Origin of the sequence: Synechococcus sp. UW179A, assembly GCF_900473965.1 — a bacterium.
Classification (GTDB): Bacteria; Cyanobacteriota; Cyanobacteriia; order PCC-6307; family Cyanobiaceae; genus Synechococcus_C.
In genome coordinates this window covers 1-21,139 of record NZ_UCNJ01000013.1, presented here as the reverse complement: position 1 = coordinate 21,139, position 21,139 = coordinate 1, and the positions used below count along the sequence as shown (strand labels likewise).

Annotated in this window: 31 protein-coding genes; 18 read left to right on the top strand and 13 right to left on the bottom strand. The window is 52.8% G+C overall.

The features are described from left to right. Window positions 1-378 precede the first annotated feature (378 nt). Window positions 379-612 carry a hypothetical protein gene (locus DXY31_RS07265; protein WP_114993160.1) on the top strand — a complete coding sequence of 78 codons (234 nt, stop codon included), beginning with the start codon at window positions 379-381 and terminating at the stop codon, window positions 610-612. Here the strand turns inward: DXY31_RS07265 and DXY31_RS07260 are convergent. The 3 genes from DXY31_RS07260 to DXY31_RS16880 form a co-directional block, all read right to left on the bottom strand. Further along, a complete protein-coding gene (locus tag DXY31_RS07260; protein WP_114993159.1) occupies window positions 606-2,384 on the bottom strand; it encodes an amidase in 1,779 nt (592 codons plus the stop codon). The genes DXY31_RS07265 and DXY31_RS07260 overlap by 7 nt on opposite strands. A gap of 557 nt (window positions 2,385-2,941) precedes the next feature. Further along, window positions 2,942-3,862, bottom strand: a complete 921-nt coding sequence (locus tag DXY31_RS07250; protein ID WP_114993157.1) for an alpha/beta hydrolase — start codon at window positions 3,860-3,862, stop codon at window positions 2,942-2,944. Then, window positions 3,859-4,029: a hypothetical protein gene (locus DXY31_RS16880; protein ID WP_170953604.1), complete on the bottom strand. Its 171-nt coding sequence runs from the start codon at window positions 4,027-4,029 to the stop codon at window positions 3,859-3,861. Before DXY31_RS16880 ends, DXY31_RS07250 begins: the two co-directional genes overlap by 4 nt. 117 nt (window positions 4,030-4,146) lie before the next feature. On the opposite strand from DXY31_RS16880, the gene DXY31_RS07245 reads away from it, so the two are divergent. From DXY31_RS07245 to DXY31_RS07235, 3 genes are all read left to right on the top strand, one after another. After that, the gene (locus DXY31_RS07245) at window positions 4,147-4,704 is read left to right on the top strand and encodes a hypothetical protein (protein WP_114993156.1); all 558 of its coding nucleotides are present in this window, start codon (window positions 4,147-4,149) and stop codon (window positions 4,702-4,704) included. A gap of 631 nt (window positions 4,705-5,335) precedes the next feature. Further along, a complete protein-coding gene (locus DXY31_RS16875) occupies window positions 5,336-5,473 on the top strand; it encodes a hypothetical protein (RefSeq protein ID WP_170953603.1) in 138 nt (45 codons plus the stop codon). Between the two features lie 454 nt (window positions 5,474-5,927). Beyond that, complete coding sequence (locus DXY31_RS07235) at window positions 5,928-6,869, top strand: PspC domain-containing protein (protein WP_137024933.1); 942 nt, start codon at window positions 5,928-5,930, stop codon at window positions 6,867-6,869. Between the two features lie 401 nt (window positions 6,870-7,270). On the opposite strand, the gene DXY31_RS07230 is transcribed toward DXY31_RS07235, so the two are convergent. Beyond that, the gene (locus DXY31_RS07230) at window positions 7,271-8,212 is read right to left on the bottom strand and encodes a M28 family peptidase (protein ID WP_244279623.1); all 942 of its coding nucleotides are present in this window, start codon (window positions 8,210-8,212) and stop codon (window positions 7,271-7,273) included. A 206-nt stretch (window positions 8,213-8,418) separates the two neighbouring features. Here DXY31_RS07230 and DXY31_RS17355 point away from each other — a divergent pair, with 206 nt between their 5' ends. Together DXY31_RS17355 and DXY31_RS07220 are read left to right on the top strand one after the other, a co-directional pair. Continuing rightward, window positions 8,419-8,586, top strand: coding sequence for a hypothetical protein (locus tag DXY31_RS17355; protein ID WP_206749802.1), 168 nt, complete (start codon window positions 8,419-8,421; stop codon window positions 8,584-8,586). A gap of 18 nt (window positions 8,587-8,604) precedes the next feature. Continuing rightward, complete coding sequence (locus tag DXY31_RS07220) at window positions 8,605-8,901, top strand: DUF1651 domain-containing protein (protein ID WP_244279622.1); 297 nt, start codon at window positions 8,605-8,607, stop codon at window positions 8,899-8,901. Window positions 8,902-9,268: 367 nt separating this feature from the next. On the opposite strand, the gene DXY31_RS16865 is transcribed toward DXY31_RS07220, so the two are convergent. Next, window positions 9,269-9,445 (bottom strand): hypothetical protein, encoded by a 177-nt coding sequence (locus DXY31_RS16865; protein ID WP_170953601.1) that lies wholly within the window; start codon window positions 9,443-9,445, stop codon window positions 9,269-9,271. A gap of 104 nt (window positions 9,446-9,549) precedes the next feature. On the opposite strand from DXY31_RS16865, the gene DXY31_RS07215 reads away from it, so the two are divergent. After that, complete coding sequence (locus DXY31_RS07215; RefSeq protein ID WP_114993151.1) at window positions 9,550-9,735, top strand: hypothetical protein; 186 nt, start codon at window positions 9,550-9,552, stop codon at window positions 9,733-9,735. Between the two features lie 29 nt (window positions 9,736-9,764). Here the strand turns inward: DXY31_RS07215 and DXY31_RS07210 are convergent, their stop codons facing one another. Continuing rightward, on the bottom strand, window positions 9,765-10,031 hold the full coding sequence (locus DXY31_RS07210; protein WP_114993150.1) for a hypothetical protein: 267 nt from the start codon (window positions 10,029-10,031) through the stop codon (window positions 9,765-9,767). A gap of 113 nt (window positions 10,032-10,144) precedes the next feature. On the opposite strand from DXY31_RS07210, the gene DXY31_RS07205 reads away from it, so the two are divergent. Then, a complete protein-coding gene (locus DXY31_RS07205) occupies window positions 10,145-10,855 on the top strand; it encodes a Coq4 family protein (protein ID WP_114993149.1) in 711 nt (236 codons plus the stop codon). A gap of 508 nt (window positions 10,856-11,363) precedes the next feature. Beyond that, window positions 11,364-11,549 (top strand): chlorophyll a/b-binding protein, encoded by a 186-nt coding sequence (locus tag DXY31_RS07195; protein ID WP_114990956.1) that lies wholly within the window; start codon window positions 11,364-11,366, stop codon window positions 11,547-11,549. Between the two features lie 113 nt (window positions 11,550-11,662). Here the strand turns inward: DXY31_RS07195 and DXY31_RS07190 are convergent, their stop codons facing one another. Then, window positions 11,663-12,547 (bottom strand): GNAT family N-acetyltransferase, encoded by an 885-nt coding sequence (locus DXY31_RS07190; protein WP_114993147.1) that lies wholly within the window; start codon window positions 12,545-12,547, stop codon window positions 11,663-11,665. 625 nt (window positions 12,548-13,172) lie between these two features. Between DXY31_RS07190 and DXY31_RS16860 the strand changes: the two genes are divergently transcribed. Further along, window positions 13,173-13,337 (top strand): hypothetical protein, encoded by a 165-nt coding sequence (locus tag DXY31_RS16860; RefSeq protein WP_170953599.1) that lies wholly within the window; start codon window positions 13,173-13,175, stop codon window positions 13,335-13,337. A gap of 516 nt (window positions 13,338-13,853) precedes the next feature. After that, on the top strand, window positions 13,854-14,030 hold the full coding sequence (locus tag DXY31_RS16855; RefSeq protein ID WP_170953598.1) for a hypothetical protein: 177 nt from the start codon (window positions 13,854-13,856) through the stop codon (window positions 14,028-14,030). A gap of 13 nt (window positions 14,031-14,043) precedes the next feature. Here DXY31_RS16855 and DXY31_RS07175 read toward each other — a convergent pair whose 3' ends face one another. Beyond that, on the bottom strand, window positions 14,044-14,277 hold the full coding sequence (locus tag DXY31_RS07175) for a Nif11-like leader peptide family natural product precursor (RefSeq protein WP_114993144.1): 234 nt from the start codon (window positions 14,275-14,277) through the stop codon (window positions 14,044-14,046). A gap of 270 nt (window positions 14,278-14,547) precedes the next feature. Here DXY31_RS07175 and DXY31_RS07170 point away from each other — a divergent pair, with 270 nt between their 5' ends. Both DXY31_RS07170 and DXY31_RS16850 read left to right on the top strand, forming a co-directional pair. Continuing rightward, complete coding sequence (locus DXY31_RS07170) at window positions 14,548-15,027, top strand: hypothetical protein (protein ID WP_114993143.1); 480 nt, start codon at window positions 14,548-14,550, stop codon at window positions 15,025-15,027. Next, window positions 15,024-15,200 (top strand): hypothetical protein, encoded by a 177-nt coding sequence (locus DXY31_RS16850; RefSeq protein WP_170953597.1) that lies wholly within the window; start codon window positions 15,024-15,026, stop codon window positions 15,198-15,200. Before DXY31_RS07170 ends, DXY31_RS16850 begins: the two co-directional genes overlap by 4 nt. Window positions 15,201-15,644: 444 nt before the next feature. Here the strand turns inward: DXY31_RS16850 and DXY31_RS07165 are convergent, their stop codons facing one another. The 5 genes from DXY31_RS07165 to DXY31_RS17350 all read right to left on the bottom strand — a co-directional run bounded on the left by DXY31_RS07165 (window position 15,645) and on the right by DXY31_RS17350 (window position 19,365). After that, window positions 15,645-16,085 carry a DUF3750 domain-containing protein gene (locus DXY31_RS07165; protein ID WP_244279621.1) on the bottom strand — a complete coding sequence of 147 codons (441 nt, stop codon included), beginning with the start codon at window positions 16,083-16,085 and terminating at the stop codon, window positions 15,645-15,647. Window positions 16,086-16,289: 204 nt separating this feature from the next. Further along, the gene (locus tag DXY31_RS07160; RefSeq protein WP_114993142.1) at window positions 16,290-16,532 is read right to left on the bottom strand and encodes a hypothetical protein; all 243 of its coding nucleotides are present in this window, start codon (window positions 16,530-16,532) and stop codon (window positions 16,290-16,292) included. A gap of 134 nt (window positions 16,533-16,666) precedes the next feature. Further along, window positions 16,667-17,035, bottom strand: coding sequence for an AbrB family transcriptional regulator (locus DXY31_RS07155; protein ID WP_067093102.1), 369 nt, complete (start codon window positions 17,033-17,035; stop codon window positions 16,667-16,669). A 178-nt stretch (window positions 17,036-17,213) separates the two neighbouring features. Continuing rightward, a complete protein-coding gene (locus tag DXY31_RS07150) occupies window positions 17,214-19,166 on the bottom strand; it encodes a DNA polymerase (protein WP_114993141.1) in 1,953 nt (650 codons plus the stop codon). After that, the gene (locus tag DXY31_RS17350; protein WP_137024931.1) at window positions 19,132-19,365 is read right to left on the bottom strand and encodes a hypothetical protein; all 234 of its coding nucleotides are present in this window, start codon (window positions 19,363-19,365) and stop codon (window positions 19,132-19,134) included. Before DXY31_RS17350 ends, DXY31_RS07150 begins: the two co-directional genes overlap by 35 nt. On the opposite strand from DXY31_RS17350, the gene DXY31_RS17345 reads away from it, so the two are divergent. The 5 genes from DXY31_RS17345 (at window position 19,359) to DXY31_RS07120 (ending at window position 20,575) form a co-directional block, all read left to right on the top strand. Further along, window positions 19,359-19,499, top strand: coding sequence for a hypothetical protein (locus tag DXY31_RS17345; protein ID WP_206749801.1), 141 nt, complete (start codon window positions 19,359-19,361; stop codon window positions 19,497-19,499). The genes DXY31_RS17350 and DXY31_RS17345 overlap by 7 nt on opposite strands. A gap of 143 nt (window positions 19,500-19,642) precedes the next feature. Further along, a complete protein-coding gene (locus DXY31_RS07140) occupies window positions 19,643-19,816 on the top strand; it encodes a conjugal transfer protein TrbI (protein ID WP_114993139.1) in 174 nt (57 codons plus the stop codon). Between the two features lie 45 nt (window positions 19,817-19,861). After that, window positions 19,862-20,005 (top strand): chlorophyll a/b-binding protein, encoded by a 144-nt coding sequence (locus tag DXY31_RS07135; protein ID WP_066907841.1) that lies wholly within the window; start codon window positions 19,862-19,864, stop codon window positions 20,003-20,005. Between the two features lie 177 nt (window positions 20,006-20,182). Beyond that, entirely contained in the window at window positions 20,183-20,380 is a 198-nt protein-coding gene (locus DXY31_RS07125; RefSeq protein ID WP_244279620.1) for a hypothetical protein, read from the top strand. A 15-nt stretch (window positions 20,381-20,395) separates the two neighbouring features. Continuing rightward, window positions 20,396-20,575 carry a hypothetical protein gene (locus tag DXY31_RS07120; RefSeq protein WP_170953596.1) on the top strand — a complete coding sequence of 60 codons (180 nt, stop codon included), beginning with the start codon at window positions 20,396-20,398 and terminating at the stop codon, window positions 20,573-20,575. Window positions 20,576-21,139 lie beyond the last annotated feature (564 nt).

The window sequence follows — 21,139 nt, the reverse complement described above, 5'->3', positions numbered from 1 at the left end:
TTGGTGGCAACGGAATGGAGAATTGGCAACTGCTCACGAACTTGTTTGATGGAAAGGAGACATCAGCCTGATCGGTAGTTCGGAGTTGCTGCTGTATCGGCACTACTCCAGATATGCATCACAGCACCAGAGCTCTGAGTATGGCTGCAATGAAGATTGAAAGCCCGCAGGGAGGACTTGGTGTGTTTGCTTTTTGTCAAACACTTTTGCAGTGCTTGTTGATGGTTCCAACTTGTTCTTGGTCTTCTCTGGTGAGTTGTTTAGGCCTCCAGCTGACCCGGTTCCATGCGAGTCCCGCACATAACGACGTGCCCGGCCTTCTGGCTGTTGCCTCCAGGCCCGTCGTCGTGAGATCACCCCTCACAGATCAACCGCGAGATGATCTTGAGCTTCCATCCGGATCTCTTTGGTGTTACTGCTGACCTGATTGCCGCTCTGGTGTCGTTTGCGTTGCGCTGCGCGCCTTTTGATCAGGATCCAGCATCACTGCGATGGCTTCCAGGTCCAACCATTGCAGTGATGACAGGCCCGCCAGCCCAATGCATCAAGTTGAGATCTTCCGGTAAGGGGTCCTGCGGCAGGGACAACTTGGATCAGCAGTGCCGTCACTGACAAGCCTGGACAGACTGTTGATTGTCTTGGGCGAATTGTTGTGTTTGCTGCTTAAAAAACCTCTGATAAGCAGCTGGCCGAATCGTCTCACCATCACCATTCTTGAGGAACTGCTGATAACTGCGCCAGCCAGCCTCAGTGATGAAGTTATTGATTCCCTGAACACATATTTCCTCGAAGGAAAAGTCACCGTTGCCTGCTTTCAATTCAGGTAAAGGCCTGCCAGGAAGTCCGGAGGAATAGGCCTGCGCGAGGCCGATCAGATCACCCTCTCCATATTGAAAACCAATCAATTCAAAACCGATCGGCATCGCTGGAGTTGCTGGTGTCCAACCGGCAATCAAGGCAATGGCCGGCAATCCGGAGTTCGATGCAACAGGCGATTCCGTTGTAGCTGTGCGATACATATCATCGTAATAGCTGGGTGGCTGCCAGGAGCTGAGAGGCATCAGTAAGGCATCAACGTTATCTTTTCTCATCAACCCTTCCAGATAGTTTTTGTTCTTCTCAAAAGTGTTTAACGCAGCAGCGTATTGCTCGCTGTACTTGGGAGCAAGACTTTCAATGTGTCCAAAGCAGGTTTTCTCGCTCAGCCGTGTACGGCCTGATGAGCATATGTCCTGATAACTCTTTCTGGTTGATGCAAAAGAGCTCAGGTATTGGTTAACTTCTTCCGCCTCGCCCGCCATGTTGTTAGCTCTGTTCGAGTCGAACAAGGGCAGGTCGATCTCAACCAGAGATGCACCCTGACTCTTGAGTCGGGCCTTGACCTGATTGAATACAGCCACTGAAGGCTTGTCGTTGGTGTCAAAAACTGCATTGCCTGCAACGCTGCGAATGACGCCTATTCGTTTTCCATCAAGTGAGGCATTTTTTAAATGCTTGGCATAGGAATCTTTGCGCGGTACTGATGTCGTTAAATCATCATCTGGATCAGAGCTGTTGGCTATCGCAGCAAGGCCTGCAGCAAGGTCAGGAATGGACCTGGCCATCACGCCTGCCACTCCATCCCGGTTGCCTCTCGGCAGAATCCCTGAATGACTGATCAGCCCCGTGCTTGGTCGAATCGCGTAAACGCCGTTGAAGACTGCAGGTACTCTCACCGAGCCGCTGTTGTCCGTGCCGATCCCCAGTACTGCAAAGTTCGCACTCACCGCAACTGCAGATCCTCCACTTGAGCCACCGGAGTTTTGATTGGGGTCATAAGCATTGCCGATTCTTCCACTACGGCCACTGATTCCCTCCCCACCCGAAGCGAATTCATCCATGGCGGCTTTGCCAATAATGATGCCACCAGCGGCTCTTAATTGATTCACCAGAAAAGCATTGCTGACTGGCTGAGAGCCAAGTAAAGCCAGCGATCCGGATGTGGAAGGAGTGTCAACGGTATCAATGTTGTCTTTGACGGCAATCGGGATGCAATGAAGAAAGCCCGTCAATTCATTGTTTTGTTGGAAGCGCCTATCAAGAGCCTTTGCCTGTCTGACTGCATTCGGATTCAGTGCAACAAATGCGTTTAGAGGAGCTCCTCTTGTAAGGCTGAAATTATATTTCTTGATCCGATTCAAGTAGCTCTCAATTAATTGCTCGCAATCAATTACTCCCTCTTGAATGGCGGTGTGGATGGATTCAATGGTGGACTCCTCGATCGGATAGTTGCCGCTTTCGATCGGGTTTGCCACCGACTTCTCAGTCAGAAGACAGGCTGTGCTGAGAGTCAGTGCAAGCCATGTGGCCTGGTTGAATATCTTCGATCCCGTGGAATGACCCATGGCTAATGATTAAGGCGGGAATATTGCTTTCACAACTCTACTCAAAGTGTTATTCATGACAGCGGCTCGTTAATGAAGTGGTCATATGACTTCTCGAAGTTCTCAGGTCCAGGCTGGATCAGTTTGATTCCTCTTTGATCTCTTCATTAGCTGATTTGCTCTCGGCGGAGATCAAAGGATCTGATCAGCAAGGTTGTCGATGGTGGTTAGAGGCTGTAGTGATCTGCTTGTCCAGAGATCCTCGCCCGTGAGCAGAACACCTCACTTGAGCTTGACCTGAAGCGGTGAGTCTGCTTCTGCACAGCATCAGGTTCGCGCTGATGGACTGGTCGAATGCCTTGGTTGATACGGCTGCGTTCCAGCCGTGGAGATGACGACCTGCCCGGCCGTCTGGCTGTTGCCTCCGGGCCCGTCGTCGTGCGACCACCCTTCATAGATCAATCGCGTCATGATCTTGAGCCTCCATCCGGATCTTTTTGGTGTTACTGCTGACCTGATTGCCGCTCTGGTGTCGTTTGCGTTGCGCTTCGCGCGCGCCTTTTGATCAGGATCGAGCATTACTCCGATGCACTTTTGATGAAGCCTGCCGCCTGCTCGAGAGCTGACTGTCCGGGCGGATAGTCGCGAGCAAACATCTGGCCACAATGAATCATTTTTGGAACAACGTTTAAATGCACATCATGACCTTGTGATCTCAAGGATTGATGCATCTCAATGGCGTCGCTCAACAATATTTCCTGATCACCAACTTGAAATAATGTTTTCGGATAGTGGTTGTAATTTTGATTGATGCAAAGCACATCATCAGATTCGAATGATGATTGATCAGGGAAATAGAATTCAACGATCGACTCCAGTCTGTTCAGGGAGACAAGGTCCAGGCAGGAATTGAAAGCCATTGATGGGCGATCAAAGCGAAAATCGTGCAGGCCCGACATCACCATGGCCACAGCAGGGCATCCCAGAGACTTCTTTGCGCAACGATGCACCAGCTGCGTCACCAGGGCAGCGCCCGCTGAGATGCCCGCCAGACCAATGCGGGATGCTGGTAATCCTTGCTCAAGCAGCCAGCGGTAAGAGGCTTCAGCATCGTCAAGAGGAGCGGGAAAAGTGACTGCAGGGAAAAGCCGGTAATCAACCGCTAAAAATGTCTTTCCAGACAGTTCAACGAGAGATGCAATCAGCTGCATGTGATCTTTCGAGCTTCCCATCGTGTATCCACCACCATGAAAAAACAAAATCACATGTGAGCTGCGACCCTCCAGCGGATCAACCCATATGTATGGCCGATCGATCGCATCAGTGCAGCAAACTCTATGGACGATTTCGGTTTGAAACTCTCCATACAATTGCGCAAATAATTGCGCCATAGCCGCTAAATCAGCACTGCTCAGGCTGACACGTTTGGAAAAATACCCTTTCAATTCAGCGGAATCCACAAAACACGATTTCGGCGTTCTTGATGATCTATAGCTCATGCCGCCACCTCCACTCCATCAATCACTGAGGCCGGAAAGGATGGAACCAGCCTGCCGATCGTGTCGCCCCTCCAGTGGTCGTGCGGAGTTCGCATGAAGGAGATGTCCGTCACCATCAGGGCTTTGTGGTCCAGAGCGGGCAGACGCAGGGGCCATCGTCGGTTCACATTTGATCGGCCACTCAATGGAGCGAAACCGTTCTTGATGCCGCTGGATAAGAGAAGTTAAGGGGCCGTGATCGAGGTGGTGGATCCCTAGATTTTTGATCACAGGTTGATTGACACATGATTCGCAGAATCGCAGCGTTATCGCTCTTCGCCGCTTTGAGCGGAGGCTTCATTCCTGTCTCAGCGGAGCCGGTCAAACAGCTGCTCAAAAGCCTTCCTCCCAGCCTGGGATCCAATGCCGAGATGATGTTCAGTGCCAACCCGCTGGGGCAATTGGCGCTGAATAGCCGTCATCAAAACACCACCCTTGAAGCACTGCTGGCCAGGATTCGCGCCGATCTCACCAAAGCCGGTTACTGCGAAGAACCGATTCGCACCAATGTCACCCGTGGAACGTTTTCAGCCACCTGGGCACCTCCAAAAGGAACCGTTGTTGATGGCACTCAGCCGGGCAACTATGCAGTGCTGTCGACTCAGGCCGTGATGTTGAACCCTTCAGTGATCAATCTGAATGTGAGCTTCAGTGATGTGCGAGCAGGAAATCAGGCTGTGATCACTGATTGTTATGGCGAAACGTACGGCAGCTCGAGCGATTCCGATTCGGACAGCACTCCTGCTGAGCCGAAAACAAAGTCCAAGCCGTCGGCACCGTCCATCAGGATCAAGCTGTTCTGATCCGAAAGATCTGCCTTCCAGCACTCGGCGAGACCGTCTCGCCGAGTGCTGGAAGGCAGCGGCTAGATCCAGGTGCCTCTGCTCGGGCGACAGTCCGATTCGGTTGGCAATCGGCACAACGCCTGACGACTGGATTGATTGCGACAGCTATCACGAACCCAATTTCTTCATCTCGCTTTGGATCTCATCCTCGGTAATCGGCTTTGGTCGATGGTTGTAGGAAATGGCTTGCCAGATCAAGGCCAGCCCCCAAAAAACAATCGACCAGATGCCTCCTCGTGATCGGATTTGTCTGCAACCTCCGCAAACGAGTTGCTGATGTCCAATGTGCAGACAATGGTTTCGATCATTCGAAGAAATCTCTTCAGCGAGATGAGTTCCGGGGCATAGCTTGTTGAGTCATTGGTTCGGTCGTTGGTACCGAGATATCGTTCTTCAGATTGCGCACTGACCAATACGTCACGGCAGCAGCAGCCGTGATGAAAAGGACCACTGCAGCTCGAATCATATGGTGCGTGATGGCTTCGGGATGCCGGGCCTTTTTTTGATCCATTAACAGCAATCAGTCCCAGCATCTTTGGAACGAATTCGTGCTAGAGGATGCAATGGCTTGAATTCCTCCTTAACTGCCATGGCCACTGCCCTCATGGCTGCCGCGCCTGAAGCTGTGTTCCTCCACATCCCCGAGTGCGGCGAGCTGTTGGCGCACTTAACTGCGCACGGCCATCAGACCCACCGGATCCCAGCTTCAGTTCGCACAGCAGCCTGAGCATAGTGCCGTTGGGTCAGCGCCTCAAATCGCATTTCGTAGTCATGATTTTCTGAATATTGTTCTGCTTCTCTGCGCCGCAGACCTGCTCCAATTACTCCCTGTATTAATCACTAAATGGAGAATCCTGGTGTGTATATGTCTTCAGTTTATAATTAAAAATTGCCAATATGCTTTTATTTGCTGATGAACCAAGCAAGCTTCTTGATAAACATTCTATTTGCATCCATTATCGCTGAGTATTGATTTATACATAGCGTTGCTAAGGGCTCTTGTGTCAGCTGCGTAAGAGCTTGAGTATCCGTCACGAGCCATCATTCGATCCATTTCTCTTCCCATGGCAGAAGAGGCATTTGCATGCTGCTGATGCTGTTCGCGAATAATCTTGCATTCGTCGACCCAGAACGCACGCGCTGGTATTCGGCTGTCAACGCAGAAGGAAAGTGAGCTTATTATGAGAACTGGTGAGAGTATTCTGAAAAAGGTCATTGGTTGGAGGCGAGCGAAGGAGAAGCGTTCTCCTTGCATTGATGATTGCAGAATCAAGCAGAATAAAACCCCCCGTTTGGGGGATTTTATTCTATGTCGCTGTAATATTGTAAGTATTAACCAAGAGGCTTTTCGTCTTATGTCACTCACAAGGTCAAGAAAAAACAGTGTCTTTGCTGGAGTCTGCTCTGGCCTTGAAAGTAGTGGATATGGATCGGCGAATGTATGGCGAATCATTTTTGTGGTCACTAGCTTTTTTTATGGTGTAGGTTGGATTGCCTATTTGGTCATGGCCTTCACTGTAAAAAGTTCCCAGAAAGAGAAGGCTCCTAGGGGATTGAATCGCTCAAGTAAGTCAAAAGAGAGAAATATTTCAGGCCAGGATACTTCTGTCAGTAGTTTGAATCCTGTTGTTGAGAAGCCTGTAGAGCTTCCCTCGGGGGCAAAGTTTTTCCTTCAAGGAGTAGGCGAGGATCTTGTTGTCTTTTCCGATAAAGTTACAATTACGCCTAGAGGCGCTCTAGGGTTTTTAAGCAAAGGAATAAGTGGTACTAAAACCATACCGTTTAGGTCGGTAACTGCTATTCAGTTCAGAGAAGCAGGTAGCGTTTTTAGTGGATTTATACAGTTCACTTTGCCGGGTGGGAATGAGTCTAGGGGAGGTGTTTTTGCTGCCGCTCAAGATGAGAATACTTTTATGTTTGCGGGTCTTGAAAAAAATAATGAGGCCGATATTATCAGACGCTTTATTGATGAGCAAATAGATAGGTATCACGAAAAGCCTTCGCTTTCAGGAGGTGGCCTGGCGGCAGAGCTTCAAGAGTTGGCAGCGCTTAGTAGTAAGGGAGTCCTTTCAGAGGATGAGTTCATTGCTGCAAAAGATAGGCTGATAAATCGAAGCGAATAGAGCATTAATGAATGTTTCTTTTTCTTTTTGCTGTGGCCGGGGCTAGGCGCTTTCGCCAGTTGTTGGAATTGAGATGTTCTTTGTATTAAGTGTTTTCTTCGTCAAGGGGAATAGCCCTTTTCAGTGTTGAAACTTAATTGTTAATGGTGGTAATTAATTGGTCTTTTTGGTCTCTGAGGCTGACTCGCTTCCTAGGGGCTGGTAATCAATTATTTTGAGTTGGGTTTTGTATAAATCTTATTGGTTTGTTCGGCAACCGCAAGCTAGTCACAAAAAAATTTGCTTGGTTTGAATTGTTCGCGTGCAATCTGCTCAATCATCTAATTCTTCTCACAAGTAGCACTCCCTGGTTTAAATAAGCGGTTTGGCTCTCTTGACTCAGCTAGTTCCATTCCTATTCTTCACAGTCTCCCCAGCGCCAGCTCTAGTCCATCAATCACTGAGGCCAGGAAGGGCAGATCGAGCGTGTCGATCGTGTCGCTCATCCGGTGGTAGTGCGGGTTCCGCATGAAGGAGGTGTCCGTCACCATCAGGGCGTTGTACCCCCGATCCCAGAATGGGCTGTGATCGCTGCGGCGGACTGCGGGCACATCGATTCCAGCGCGCGGCACCGGCAGCGCTTTGCTTCTCACGTGTTGCCCCATGGCATGGGTGAGCCGAGAGAGCATCAGGCCAGCACGGGCATTCGCAACCAGGGCAATGAAGTCGCCGCGGTTGCCGTAGAGCCTGCCCATGGCGGGGTGGGGGTAGCTCTGCGTGTTGCTGGTGTAGGCGAGCATTTCCAGACTCACCATCAGCTTGAGTCGTTGCCGATCTGCCTTGAGCCGGTCGGCCAGTGCTGAGCTGCCGAGCAGCCCCCATTCCTCCTGATCGAAGGCCACCAGCCACACGGGTCGCCGCGGGGGTGCCGTGCTCCAGCGTCTGCCCAGCTCCAGCAGAGCAGCCATTGCACTGGCGTTGTCATCAGCTCCGACCGACTGGATGGGCCCGTCGTAATGGGCGCCCACCAGCAGCGGCCGGCGCCCGGGGTTGCGGCCGGGAAGTTTCAGGATCAGATTCACCCCCTGATGGCTGCTGCGCCTGAACGGCTGTTCCTCCACCTTCCCGAGAGCGGCCAGCTGCTCGCGCACATAACTGCGCACGGCCATCAGACCCACCGGATCCCAGCTGGCATGACGGGGAATGGCGATGGCTTCCAGATCCTTGCGGCAGGCGAGTGACAGCAGTGCCATTGCTTCAGTCTGATTCGCCGGGTAGGCAGACATCCAGGCAGGAAAAGCCTCCTGTCTCAGGGGAGGCTCTTGATCAACGGCGGGGATCCGTGCCGTTGGTTGTCGCGTCACCCGACGCCAGTTCAATCTCGAGCAATGCTTTCAGCACTTCCAGGGGGACAACCGCCTGCTCCTGGTGCGGAGATCTCCACTTCAGTCGTCCAAGCGATTGGCTTGTGAATCACTCAGATACCAGGCAGTCAAGCAAATACGACCTGCGCTCCATCAGCTCATCACCCGAGGTCATCGCAGAACCTTTTATTTTCTCAGAGTTATTGATGAAGGGAACTGATGTCCGATCCGACTCAGCCATCGGTCTGGCCAGCCATGCTGCCTACAGCCCTGTTTTTCGGGGGACTGGGATCCGCAGCTCTGTTGACCCAGCTGATTGGCTAGTTACCGCTGCCCACCCGTTTCAGAGCAGCGTCTGGAGTGAGGTTCTGTGAACTCTGCCCCGCGTTGATATGGATCACGGCGAAACTCCCCGTATGCCAAACCTGGATTACACCACCCATGAACCACCGCTGCAGACCGGCAGAGATGGCTGGTTGGTGAATGGTGATGAGCAGCTGCTGGTGAGGTTCAGCAATGGTCACTCAACCGCCCATGGTCGCTGGGTGGTCCTTAGCACCTATCGCTGGGTGAGACCCCATCCTCCGGAGCCTCAGAGCCAGAGACGGATGCTCGAGCAAAATGCCATCGAGGCTTGGCAAAACATGCAGAAGGTCGGCTGGAGGCGCTGTCGCCCACCGGTGCGCTGATCGGCTTGATCAGGGTGATGACGAGCACCGGCAACAACGCCATGTCAGATCCTGGTCGACTCTCTGGGAGTTGGCCAACTCCTCGCAAAGTGCTTGGAGACAAATGCAAAGCAATGAATCTCATCCAGCAAGCGCTCGCTTCACAAACTCCATTCGCACGGGTCTTCCACGCCGATGCAACAAGTTTTCCGCCAAAGATACATATCTGCTCTTACAGCCTTTTCAGCTGGATCCATGGAGGTTGTCTTTGTCGTTGTCGATCTCAACGGCTTAAATTTCGGCTAATTGATTTTTTGCTTTGAAGGTTAAAATTAGTGACGCAAAATATACGATTAACTCCTTCATCCCTGAGTTTTCTATCCGGGTCTCATTTTGTTGATGGAGACTGGATCATGCAAGGCGTTTCGGTTCTCACGGAGGCCGATTTTTTCAGCGCAGATGTTGATGGGCTGATCAGCTTTCTGGCCGTCATTTGGACGTCAACTTTTGAGGAATGACCATGGATTGCAGCATCTGAAGCATTGGCATGAATCTCCGCAGCCATCAGGGCATGCGCAAGCTTGTTCGTACGGATTAATGGGGTTCGCTGATCTGCGGATTGCCATGGAAAAGCCAGCCGGTTAGATCCTGGTCAATAGGGCTTTGCCCATGGACCGCGCTCAGAATCTCGCCGGACTCGCCGCGATCGCAGTCGCCCGCCAATCCATGGGCGAAGCTAAATGGCAAACCATGGAAAACATGCGCCGGGCTGCCTACATCCACCGGATCGTCGACTGCATGCTCACTGCTCAGGTCTCACATCTGCCCGATACGCATCGGATCAATCCGGTTTAATGCCGGCAATCGTGCTCAGGCTTCCGCGATCATCCAATCGGCGGGAGTAGCCTCCACGACCACTGGATCAACCAGGCAATGGCCAGCGAATGCAGCACGTAAGTGAACTGGTTGCTGAGCTTGGGGAACGCTCCTAGCGCATGACCATCACGGGTGTCTTCAGCAAGGCCCTGGCGCAAAGCAAGGTGTGCGCCCCAGTTCAGCACCAACCAGGCAGAGAGCCATTCGAAGATCAGGGATTGATCGAGTCCGAAAATCTGCACTGCGTCCTCAATGATGCAGGGGAACTCTCGCAAAGCTCACACAACTGGAATTCACTGGCCTGGGCTGAGCTCGTGCAAGCAGCCAGCTTGTGAGTGGTTGGGTGTGTTCGCAACAATAATTCGTTGAAGAGATTGATGGCTTCCAATTGGCAATCAAGGAATTCCGCGCCATAGCCCTTGACGCAGCTGTGGGTTTTTTACAAACGGCCAAAGATCCCGACCACACCACAAATCATCTTTTTCGGATGTTGAAGCACATCGACTCCAGTGAGTTGAGTCAGCGTGGATTTATGGATTTAGCTCGCGAATCAGATCATCAACTGATTCTGAAAGATCGCTATGACCCAACGTGGCCATCACCAGCTGAGCGACGCAGTGCGCCCCCGGCAAGTCTGGCGGCATGCCTGCAACGGCGACTGGATGCTGAACATCTGGAGGAACTGCCCCCATCCGTTTCTGAAACCAATGAAGACTGGGAATATCTCGCGAATCGTCTGCGTAGAACCCATGATTTTCATCATTTGGTTTTCGGTTTGCCTGACACCGTCGCCGGTGAGGCGGTGGCTTCGGCCTATTACGCCTGTCGCTACAGGTCGCCTGGGGCTCTCGCTGTAATGACAACCTGGATTGCGCACGGCTTGATTCAGCCTTCTGAAAATCAACTGATCTGGCGATGTGTGGAGTTTGGAATTCAACTGGCTCACGAGTTACAGGTTTCCCTGTTGTCTGTTCGCTGGGAAGAGAAATGGGATCAATCACTGATTGCCTGGCGTGAACAACTGGGGGTTTCCAGGCTTCTGGAACGATCACCTCTTGCTGAACATCAATCCCAGTGGATGCCTGTTCAGTCGGCATAGGGCATTTGCTTGGGCCATCGGCGGCTCAGGCTTGGATCCATCTGGCCTAGCCCGGCGCTGAGTCGTTCAGCACCGGTCCCACCTAGGCGACCAATCGACCATCAGATTGGACTTACAACCTGGCAACAGCTGCCCGAAAAGCCTTGCATCACCTGAATCATCAGTGCTGATGAAATGCATCCATGCCAGTGAATCATTTGCGGATGCCATAACGTCCTGGCGCTGTCCCACCAGCGCCCGAACGACCAATCAGCCACCTCTGACTCATTGGACTTCAAAGCTGCCACCTCAGCTGGGTCAGTCGATGTGTCGCCGACATCATTCAGAGGATGAATAATGGCTGACAAGTCCATGCATTCCTGCTCAGCAGTAGATCAGAAGCGGCCATCCTGCTCCCCTTCAATCCGACTGGGTAAGGTCCTGAAACCGAACCTTCCAGGGCGGCTGTCCCGGCTTCCGAACCAGCTCCAGTGGTCATAGACCGGTCTGGTCCCACTCGGAGACACCCATGACAACTGCAACCCTTTTGGCTGATGAGCGGTACTGGCAGGACCTTGCTGCAGCTCAGATGCGCCGTGAGCGACTAGCGAAAGCTGAACGCCTAAACGGACGTCTGGCCATGCTCGGCTTTGTAGCTCTGATCGGTACCGAGGCCTTGCTCCACCAAGGACTGTTGATGGCGCTGGGTCTCTGATCCGATGCGCTCAGACCGTTGGAGCTGCTCCCCTCTGCTCGTCGGTCTGAGCCCAATCCGCTGAATCCGTTACGCCCTTGACCGGAGGTCTGACTTGCTGTTTTTGGCAGGTCTCACCCAAGCTCAAGGCAGGCGAGCCCGTATACCTCATCCAGTTGTCGGGATGGCATCACTCCTCGATACATCCGCAGCGTGCGTCCAGAAACTGTGAAACCAAGTTTCTGCAGCAACGGTGCGGCCAGTGCATTGCCCCCCGGCGAATCAATGATCACTAATCCCTGTCTTGCACTGAGGAGATCCCTGATCAACAACTCCGCCAGTTCAGGGGAATCCGCTAATAAGGGGCCGATGCGCCAGCCTGTTTCATTTTTGAGTAGGCATGGCCGGATTCGGGCAAATCCATGGCAGTCATGCCTGCTGTCGAGCAGTGCCGTCACAGTGCCGGCTGGGTGCTTCAGCCAGTCCGACAGAAAGTGTGGTCTGGGGTTGAGCTCACGATCGGCGTCGTAAATCTGGATTTTGGGTTCAGGGATGCCATCTCCATGCATCAATCTCAGCTCTTCCGGTTCTTCCCCCGATCTGAGCTGGTGGGGAAGTGAGTCAACCTCAAGCTGCCAACGTGTCGTTGTTGAAGCGGGTTGAAAGCCCCAGTTGAAGTAATCATCAATTCTGTTTTCTGCTGCCTCGAGCCCAATGCAGCTCACGTCATGGAGGTGATCGAGAGCTTCTCTCCACAGTTTCACTCCATAGCCTCGGCCTCTCTGATCCGGGCGCACGATGTAGAGCCCGATAAAACCGTAGGCATGGTTGTAACGAATGCCTGCGATGCATCCGATCGGTTCTTCACCCAGGCAACCCGTCCAAATTCCCTGGCGGTCCGTCTGGCGATAAATTCCAATGTCACCACTACCAGGGGCAAATCCTTCACTGCGCGCCCAGTTGTTGATCAGTGGAATGTCAACCGGTTGGACGGGGCGAATCGTGAATTCAGAGGCCATGCCTTCAGCCTGAATCAATATTCCTGGCGTCGCAAGAAGATTTCATGGCTGCTATAGATTGTCGCAAATAATAACTAATCGATGATTTATTTCTTGATCAGGCAGGTTTGTTATTAGTGAATCACTTGGTCTCTTTTTGCAATAATCAAATCACAATATGAGCCTCCAGACACGACCTGAAAGGGGTTCATCTCATTGATGCTGCGGATCACCATCTCAGCTTGACCTCGCCTCCATTTGGCCCTTCAAAGGTGACGCTGCCTGATTTGTTTCGTGGCTCGTAATGAGGCCCCCAATTCACAGGTCTGCGGCCCGTCCACCAGGGACCATTTCGAACGCAACGTCCTTGTCCTGCGTAGTGATAGCCGATGGCGCAAACGAAATGGTCTCTGTGGTGCTTGGGCTTGCAATAACCAGAACCCAGCATGGGTCCAGTCTGAACCCAATGAGCGCCTGGTCCACAGTCTTGAGCTGCCTGGCCTGGCAACACACCAACAGTGAAGGCTTGCGCAACGGCAAACAAGGCGAGAGCGGGTGATTTTAGTGGAAGCATTGGGATGGCCCAGGTCCCCACACGTTGAACATGGCATCAGTGTTTGTCAGCTCTTCTGCTGGATGTTCAGGTGTGTCAAATCCAATCCTGGGAGATGATGCGAAAGATCTGCAGGTAGCGATCGATCATGACGTGGTGGTCGGCCGGCGCGGATCAGTTCTGCTTCGCCTGTACGGATGTTTGGCCCTGACCGGCGCCGCAACAGTGCTTTCCCAGCTATTGCTGCTGCCGTACTGATGATCAAGCCAGACAACACATCGTCGACAGACCCCTAAAAAATAATGCAAATTCATGAAATAGATTAATCGGAATTGAGTAGCAATGTGCAGTTTGGTTTTTGAGTTTTGGTTAAGATAATGAAAACACCGACTCAAATGCTAAGTATTCTTCCTTCTTATTATCTTGTTTTTCTTGGCTTTGGCCTTGCGTCGGTGGTTGTTGTTTTATTCACGGCTTTCAGCGAGACCTCAAAGCATGAAATGAACCGCCGACGTCGGTAGGGGCTGGGAGCCCTCTGTTCTTCGCCATGGCGACTTGATTGTCCACTGAAGGCTTGATGAGTTCGCTGAAGACCTTTGTCCGTACTGTCTTCTGGATGAACAGGCTTGTTCATTGTTCTTTGTGAAGAGCTTGACAGGAAGCGACAAGAAAAATTATCGAAAGCTACTAGCCCGGAATTGAATTGCCGCTCAATGCCGCATTAAAAGTGTCGAAAGTATCGGGCAATACTTAAATCTTGAGTCATGGCATAGCATGTGTTTAGTTGTTAATAGTCTTGTGCAAAATCAAATGGAAAGCAATGCAATTAAGGAATTGCCTGAAGAGGCTGTCGATGTGGTGAATCCCACTACTTTGATTCTGTTGGGATTGATCGCTATTGCTGGGCTGTGGAGTTTTTCGTTGCTTCTGGAATACCTGATGCCTGATTGATGCTTGTGGGGTCTCAGTTGCCGCCCTCGCCAAAATTATACGAAGGTGTAGTGTCTTGTGTCTTGATCTTTACACCTTCAACATTCTGATTGGAGATTGATTTCAGTTCGGTTTCAGTGAATTCAAATCCCAGGTTGGTGGCGATCGAAGCGATCTCGTTCGCAGTCGCAAAACTTGAAACCTTTTCATATAGCGTCTTGTCGGCTCTCATGGCAACTAAAAATCTTTTCAATTCCTCCATCGACATGTGATGCTTGCAGGTAGACCGAATTTACTTGGCCTTTTCGTTTTTAATGATCAGATGATTGCCAGGGAAACCATCTATGGCACATCTGTTTGATGTCTTGGCCGTGATGCCCTTTTGTATTCTCTTGGTGAGCGGATCACGGCCAGCCGCAGCTCAGACCAGCGCAGCCTGGCTGACGGCAGCCCCCAGTTCTTTCTTTGAGCTGACAAGCAGGTTCGATCAGTAGTCGTCGGATCGGTTGAGTTGATCCGGGAGATCACGATGAATACTATGCCCTCAAAACACAGTGCTAGTGGTCGTTTCGATCCATCGGCCAGTCCTGGGGCGAGACGCCTTAAGGTCTGGCTCCAGCCCCGGACCATCAAGCTGCTGGACTGTCTTGCTCAACAAGGGGGCGTGACTTGCGGCAAGGTTGTCGATCAGCTGGTGACTGGCTGTTCGGCTTCTCCAGCACAACCGCCCCGGGCTGAGCGGCACGTTACAAAGCAGGCCCGTCTTGACCGCTCGGAGTTCTACGCCTGGGATGCAGCCCGTCTTCAGGCCAGGCGATGGGAGATCTGCAGAAAAGACGCCAGTAACTTGCCGGGTGTCACTGCCAAGCAGATCAATATTTTCAATATCGAGCAGAAGATGGACCGTGACCGATCCTTGTCAGATGCAGGCAGGCAGGCGCTGCTTGATTTGATTGAAAACACAGACGTCAAGTTCAGGAAGAAGCTGCTCGGCTGCCTGAACACATTCAGCGAATGAAGCAGCTGGCCACACCGGATCGGCTCAGGGCGATCAACGGCGCTGTTGAAGCTGCTCCGCAGATGACGACCCTCGATGCAGCAGCGTGTTTCCTGCTGGATATTTTTGAAACTGTTGGTCTCAACGGTCACGACAAGATCGATGAGGTTTTTGGTCAAAACTTGAAAATCTGATCCCCTATGGAGAAGTCTTCGACTTCACCTCCAGTGGCTCTCCCGAACAGAACTTCATCCGTCACTGTTTGTTCTGGGGTGTCGCTTTGCGTCTGGCAACACTTGAAGGAGGTCCCCCGCCAGACACCGCAGAGTGTCTGGCGGGGGGCGGTTTCTCCGTTCGTCAATCCGAGCGAGATCGAAATCCCGCGCAACTTGGTCTGATCTCACGGACAGGATGGCTGGCAGGCCAGGCAGTGAGGTGGATCGCCGACAGTTGGGCTTACCAGCCGATGGCAACATCTTTGAGCAGGCCATCAAGGCTGCATAAAAGCTGACGGCCAGGACGGCTCATCCGGATCTGGGTGGCACTGCTGAGCAGATGACTGAGATCATTCAGGCAAAAGATCGGATGATCCAGGCGCTTGAGCAGTGATGCCTCCGATCACCTAGCTGGCATTGTCGTCAGACGGTGCCTGGAACAGGGAAACTTTTTCCAATTGCTCGGTTACCAAGATTCATTTTTTCGCGAACGATCCATTGCGCAAACGTGTTGCTGTTCGGGCCGGGCCAGTACCTGTAGGTCTCTTTGAAGGGGTAGTTGCTAGGTGAGGATTCAATCTTCTCAGCCATACTCAGAGCATCATCGCCAATCCATTGCTTGATCAAATGCGATGGACCACTGCCAACACCCTGGCAAGGAGCCAAAAGGTTCTTGTGAAGATGTCCCCAGCAGCAATGATTCTGGCGCGCGAATTGCCAGATTTCCCAGCGATCACATGTCTGATGGCCGGTTGCTTCATTACAACGAATCACAAGTAGCCAGTTATGGTCAGCAACCAATCCTGGTAACCCAGGAATTTTCGCTGCCCGGAGCTCAACCTTTAGAATTGGATCATCAAACAAGAGTTCAAGGCTTAAAGATCTTTGGCCTGTTGCCGTTGCTTCCTGAGCTGAGCTTTCTTTAGCTTTTCTTGCACTTCATAGTTGGTTGTTCGAGTGAAGGAATAAAAGAGGACCACAACAATTGCTGCCAGCCCCAGTCCGAGTGCCGCCAGGTAATAAGGAGGAATCAGGCTTAACAAAGTCTACTCAAAGCTTGTTAAAACTCTAGCTTGGTGGATTGTCTTCAATGGCTTTGGCCTTTGGCTCAACCTGAGTTAATCCGTCTGGTTGCTCTTTTCCCAGAGAAACTGAAATTTCGATGGAACACTCGTCGTTGAGCACTTGCAAGGTTCCGCCTTGCCTGATGTATTCATAATCTTCTGGTTCACCTGTGACGTCCTCCGATTTCAGAACGAGCTCCAGCTCTTGAAGAGATAAGTCTTTCCAATGGAGTTTCTCTGTGCTCACCGAAAATCCGCTTAGTGCAGCACTTTAGTTGATAGGCCCTGAGGCCGCTTCGGTTGGCTGAAGCACAAAAAAGCAGGGCTGACCAGCAACCCTGCGTTCTAACGACTAAGTGGTGATTGGCCCTAGTGGCCTGATCACTCCTCTCCTTCTTCCTCCCCTCCGACAGGAATCAGGCGGATCGCCTTCTTGCCGAGCTTGATCTCGAATTCATCCCCAGGAGCAAGGTCGAGCATGGCTGTATAAGCCTTGCCAACCAGGAGGTTGCCATTGCCTTGAACTTTGGCGGTGTAGCTGAGTTTGCGACCACCTTTGCCCATGCCAGCAGAACCACCACCCAGTTCGATGCCTTTGGCATTCAGCAGTGCTTCGTAAAAAGCGGTGAAGTTCACCCGGTCAGAACCGTCTTTCTTCTTTGAGACATACCCACAAGCAGTTGCCAGATCAGTTTTGGACACATCGCCCAGTTCTTTGACCTTGGCCAGTAGATCGGCACCAGTGAGCATTTCAGATAAAAGAATTCGTCAACCATATTTATACCTTGCCTGCCATGAATAACAAGTCTTGGGCTTGTCTTGCCCTGAACCTTTCGTGGATCTCGCCTGTGGCGGATGTAGCAGATGAACTCGCATAAACCTGTCCGATGCTTGTAAGGAATTGGCTTAGTCGATGAACGCGACTTTCTCAGTGAGCCTCTCCCCAGCTCTCTGCAATGTTGCAATCCGCCTCCAGGGGAATGTCACCTAGGTACTGGTTCTGAAGCTTCTCTGAGGTCATCGTGGCCAAGACGACGGCCTTCACTTCCTCCACCAGATCCCGTGGAACCTCGAGAAGAATCTCATCGTGAATCAGGCCAACGATGTGAACACCTGCGAAGCGATCCAACGCAGGCCAAAGGTCACCAAGCGCAGCGGCAAGCAGATCACGACCAGAGCCCTGAACAGGGAAATTGATTCCGTTGGTTCGTCCCAGCGGTTGCATTGGTCTGATGCCGTCCGGGCCCGCCTGGTTGCTGCGGAATGTCATTCGCCGCCCGGCAATACTGCGCACTTCGGTTAGGTTTCCGCTCGAGAACTTCTCCATTTCCTGGCTCATCTGAGGGTGTAAGCGATGCCAAGCCTCGTAAACCTTGTGGGCTTCCATCTCCGTGACCTGCTCACCGCGAGCGCGGGAGAGCAATTGGCGAACACCAGAAAGCCCACAGCCATAAGCCAGGGCGAAATTGGCGCGTTTCCCAATCGTTGAGCGCTCCGGATCCGCTTTGGTGATTTCGCGTCCACAGGCCTGACTGGCGATGTAGGCGTGCGGGTCGATTCCCTCCAGCAGGATCCTGCGCTGACCATCGTCGTTGTAAAGCTTTGGACTGGCCTGGAGACGGATCTCGATGGATGACCAGTCGAGGTCCATCAGCACGCTGTTGGGGTTGCCGGTGCCCAGTGCTTTTTTGCGATCGCCGGTGATGCCCTGGAAGTTGAACCCGCACTGCCCGAGTTTCACGACTTTGGGTTCGCCTTGTCTCTGGCCTGTTTTGAACCGCTCGGTATCGGAGGGAACGTGACTGCTGATTTCGCGGATCAGGGCACTGGTGCTCATGCGACCAGTGCTGGCACCAATGATCCGGTAGTAGGGACGGACCCGGCCATCCGTGAGCCTGGCTTCTTCAAGCAGCCAGTTCACCTCTTTCAGTTCCTGATCCAGCGCCTTCAGCTGAAGCAGCTGCCCGATCACAGGATCGGGCAGGAAAGAGTTCAGAGTCCGGTCTTTTGTGTTGTCGATCGGTTCGCCCAGGTGAAGACTCAGGGCGTTCTGCAACTTGTCCGGACTCCTGTAATTCTCGATCTCGAGTGTTTTTTGCACCTCCGATGCCAAGCGTTCCCGTTCGCTTAGAGCCCTCGTTCTGGATTGGAGTGCAGCCTCCATATCAACTGCCAGACCTCGAACCTGACCATCGGCGCAGGCACTGATCATGGAGCAATCAAGCCGGTGTACCGCGACCTGTTGAGTGGCCACAAGTTGCTGATGCAGCGCACGCCCAAGAGGCAGAACAATCTCGGCATCCAGACCCGCATAGCGCAGCTGGCTGGCGGTGAGGCCATTGCCCCAATCGCTGGTCTGTTCTCCCTTGTCGAGTGCACGCTTCAGGTAGTGAGCAGTCGCGGCGGCCAGGCTGTTGCTCGGCAAGTCGCCGATGATCTGACAGGCCAGCATCGTGTCCCACCACTGGCAAAGCGGTCTGATCCCGGCAGCGATCAGAAAAGTGGCTTCAAACAGGAGGTTGTGGCCCACCAACATGCGCTCAGGGTTGCGCACAAGTGTGCACAGCCAATCAACGGCCGGTTGGCCGATCACCGCAACATCAATCACCAGCGTGCTGTTGCTGTCAGCCGTCTTCAGCTGAGCCAGACGAATTTCTCCACCGAGAGATGGGCTGAGGCTGGCCTTGTGTCGCCAGAGATCGGTGCGCCGGTTGAACGTCTCCAGATCAAAGCCAATGGACAGTGCCATCGAGTCGGGATCCGGCAGATCATCCGGCTTGTCGATGTAATGGATGCCATTGGGAGGCTCCCCGGAGAAAGGGACCGGGTCAGCCGCTTGGATGGCGTCAGGCCTTGGAAATAGCAGTTGCTGATCGAACAACGACTTTGACGTTCTCCAGGCAGTCTCGACTGGTTCCGGCGATTGAGGAGTGCCGGACGATTTTGGGTCTCTCGATCAGGCTCAGTTCTTGACTGGGCAGGCGCAGGCGTCCATCTGCAGCTCGCGGGTCACGGCTGCCACGCCATCCATGTCGCGGAAGGCGCGGTACATGGCCAGCTGTTTGTTCAGGTCTTGGCAACGGTTGCTGTTGGCTTTCATCAGTCCAACTCCAACGATGTAGATGCACTCATGCTGGCCAGCGCAAATGCACGCGTCGGTGACAACGGCTACGGATACCCGATGGATGTGTTGCCCTCTGTGATGCGTGGATGAGTCAAATGAAAAAAAACCTGTGAATCTGCTTCTTTGCAACTCGTCCGGAAAGATCCTGAAACCGTACCTCTGAGGTCGGCTGTCCCCTCTGCTCAGCGCAGTGAGGCAGGCATAGAAAGAAAAGGTCCTTCTCGGAGACATCCATGACAGCAGTTCTTGTTCAGTGCGCCTGTCCTGGTTGCAGCTGCGCAGTTGAGGAAGCCAAAGCCATGCGGCGTGGCAACCAGCTCTTCTGTTCGCAAGCTTGCGCCAATGGTCATCTCAATAGGGAGCCATGCCATGGCCATGAGCCCTGCGGTTGCAACTGCGCTGGTTGATCTCCCTGATTCACTTCTGCATCTGAAACCATTGCACCTAAAACCATGACTGACACCACACAACGCCGCTTTGGCTTTGTCAATTTCGCTGAAACCTGGAATGGCCGCCTGGCCATGCTTGGTTTCGTGATAGGCCTGGGCACCGAACTGCTCACCGGCCAGGGCATCCTCAATCAGCTCGGTTTCTGAGCGTCGCTGCCACCTGCAAAGGTTGGCTTATCAAGCCCTGAGCCTGAGCGTGTGTTCGGCCCAGGGCGGATTTCACTGTCACGATCGAGCCAAGGAGTGGCGATCGTTGGAGGCAAGCTAATCAACGTCTCACTTACGTGAGGCTTTTGCCATCTCTGCACCATGACCAACCATCACTTGTCGGTTGAGCAGAAATTCAACCTTGAATCGTCGTTTCGTGAGATCGATGCCTGTGAGGACATTGAGCAGTTACGTCAGCTCACCAAACAGATCATCACAGCGCAGGAAAACGAGAAAGCCTTCGCCCGCGAAGCGATTGTGCAAATCAGACGCGAGTTTGAAACGAGCGCCGCGCGCCGTTTCGGGTTCGCTTAGGTCAGGAGCCAGTTGATGACACCATTGCAAACGATCAATCGCTACTTGGTGCGCTACCGGGATCTCAGCGGTGCAACCCTAGAAGGTTGCGTTTACGCCTCCGATGCGATGGAAGCCAGAAACCTGGCCCGCGAGTTCACCTCTGAATTGCGGCAGCGCCCGAATCTGATCAGCGCGATCCTCAGAGTTGCTTGAGCTGATGGCTCATTGATTTCATCAGCCTGCACGCTGCTGTTGCAGAACCTCGATCTTCTGGCTTAAGTGTGAGTTGAGTTTTTGAGGTGACAGACCTCATGCTCAAGCACCTGCATGTATTTGGCGATTGAGGGGTCAGTGCCAAGCAGGCTTTTGCGTGCCTGCTTTTGCAAGTCTTTGTCCACGTTCATCTAAACAGCAGTCATTGGTGAGAACCCTACGGACCACAGCCATGGCGATGCGGCCAATGGGGTTGGCTTAGATGGTGAGACCTTACTCAGCTTGGTGTGACCCTCGGCAGATTTCTTGTGCTGTTTGTCGTGGGCCTCTTGGCGGCAATTTTGCTGCAGTGGTCATGGCTGTACTAGCTGCTTGCGGCGGCAGCACTGTGGGCGCTTTTCAAGCTGTTGCGCTCGTGACGGCCGGCATGCGCCTTTCGCTGGAACCAGCGCAAGACAAAAGCCCCGCTCAAAGCGAGGCTTGTTGCTGGGCTTAGAGACTGATCAATCGATCAGCCTTCGAGCTTGGCGGGTTCGGCTTCGCCTTCCCTGAGTTCAGCGTCGA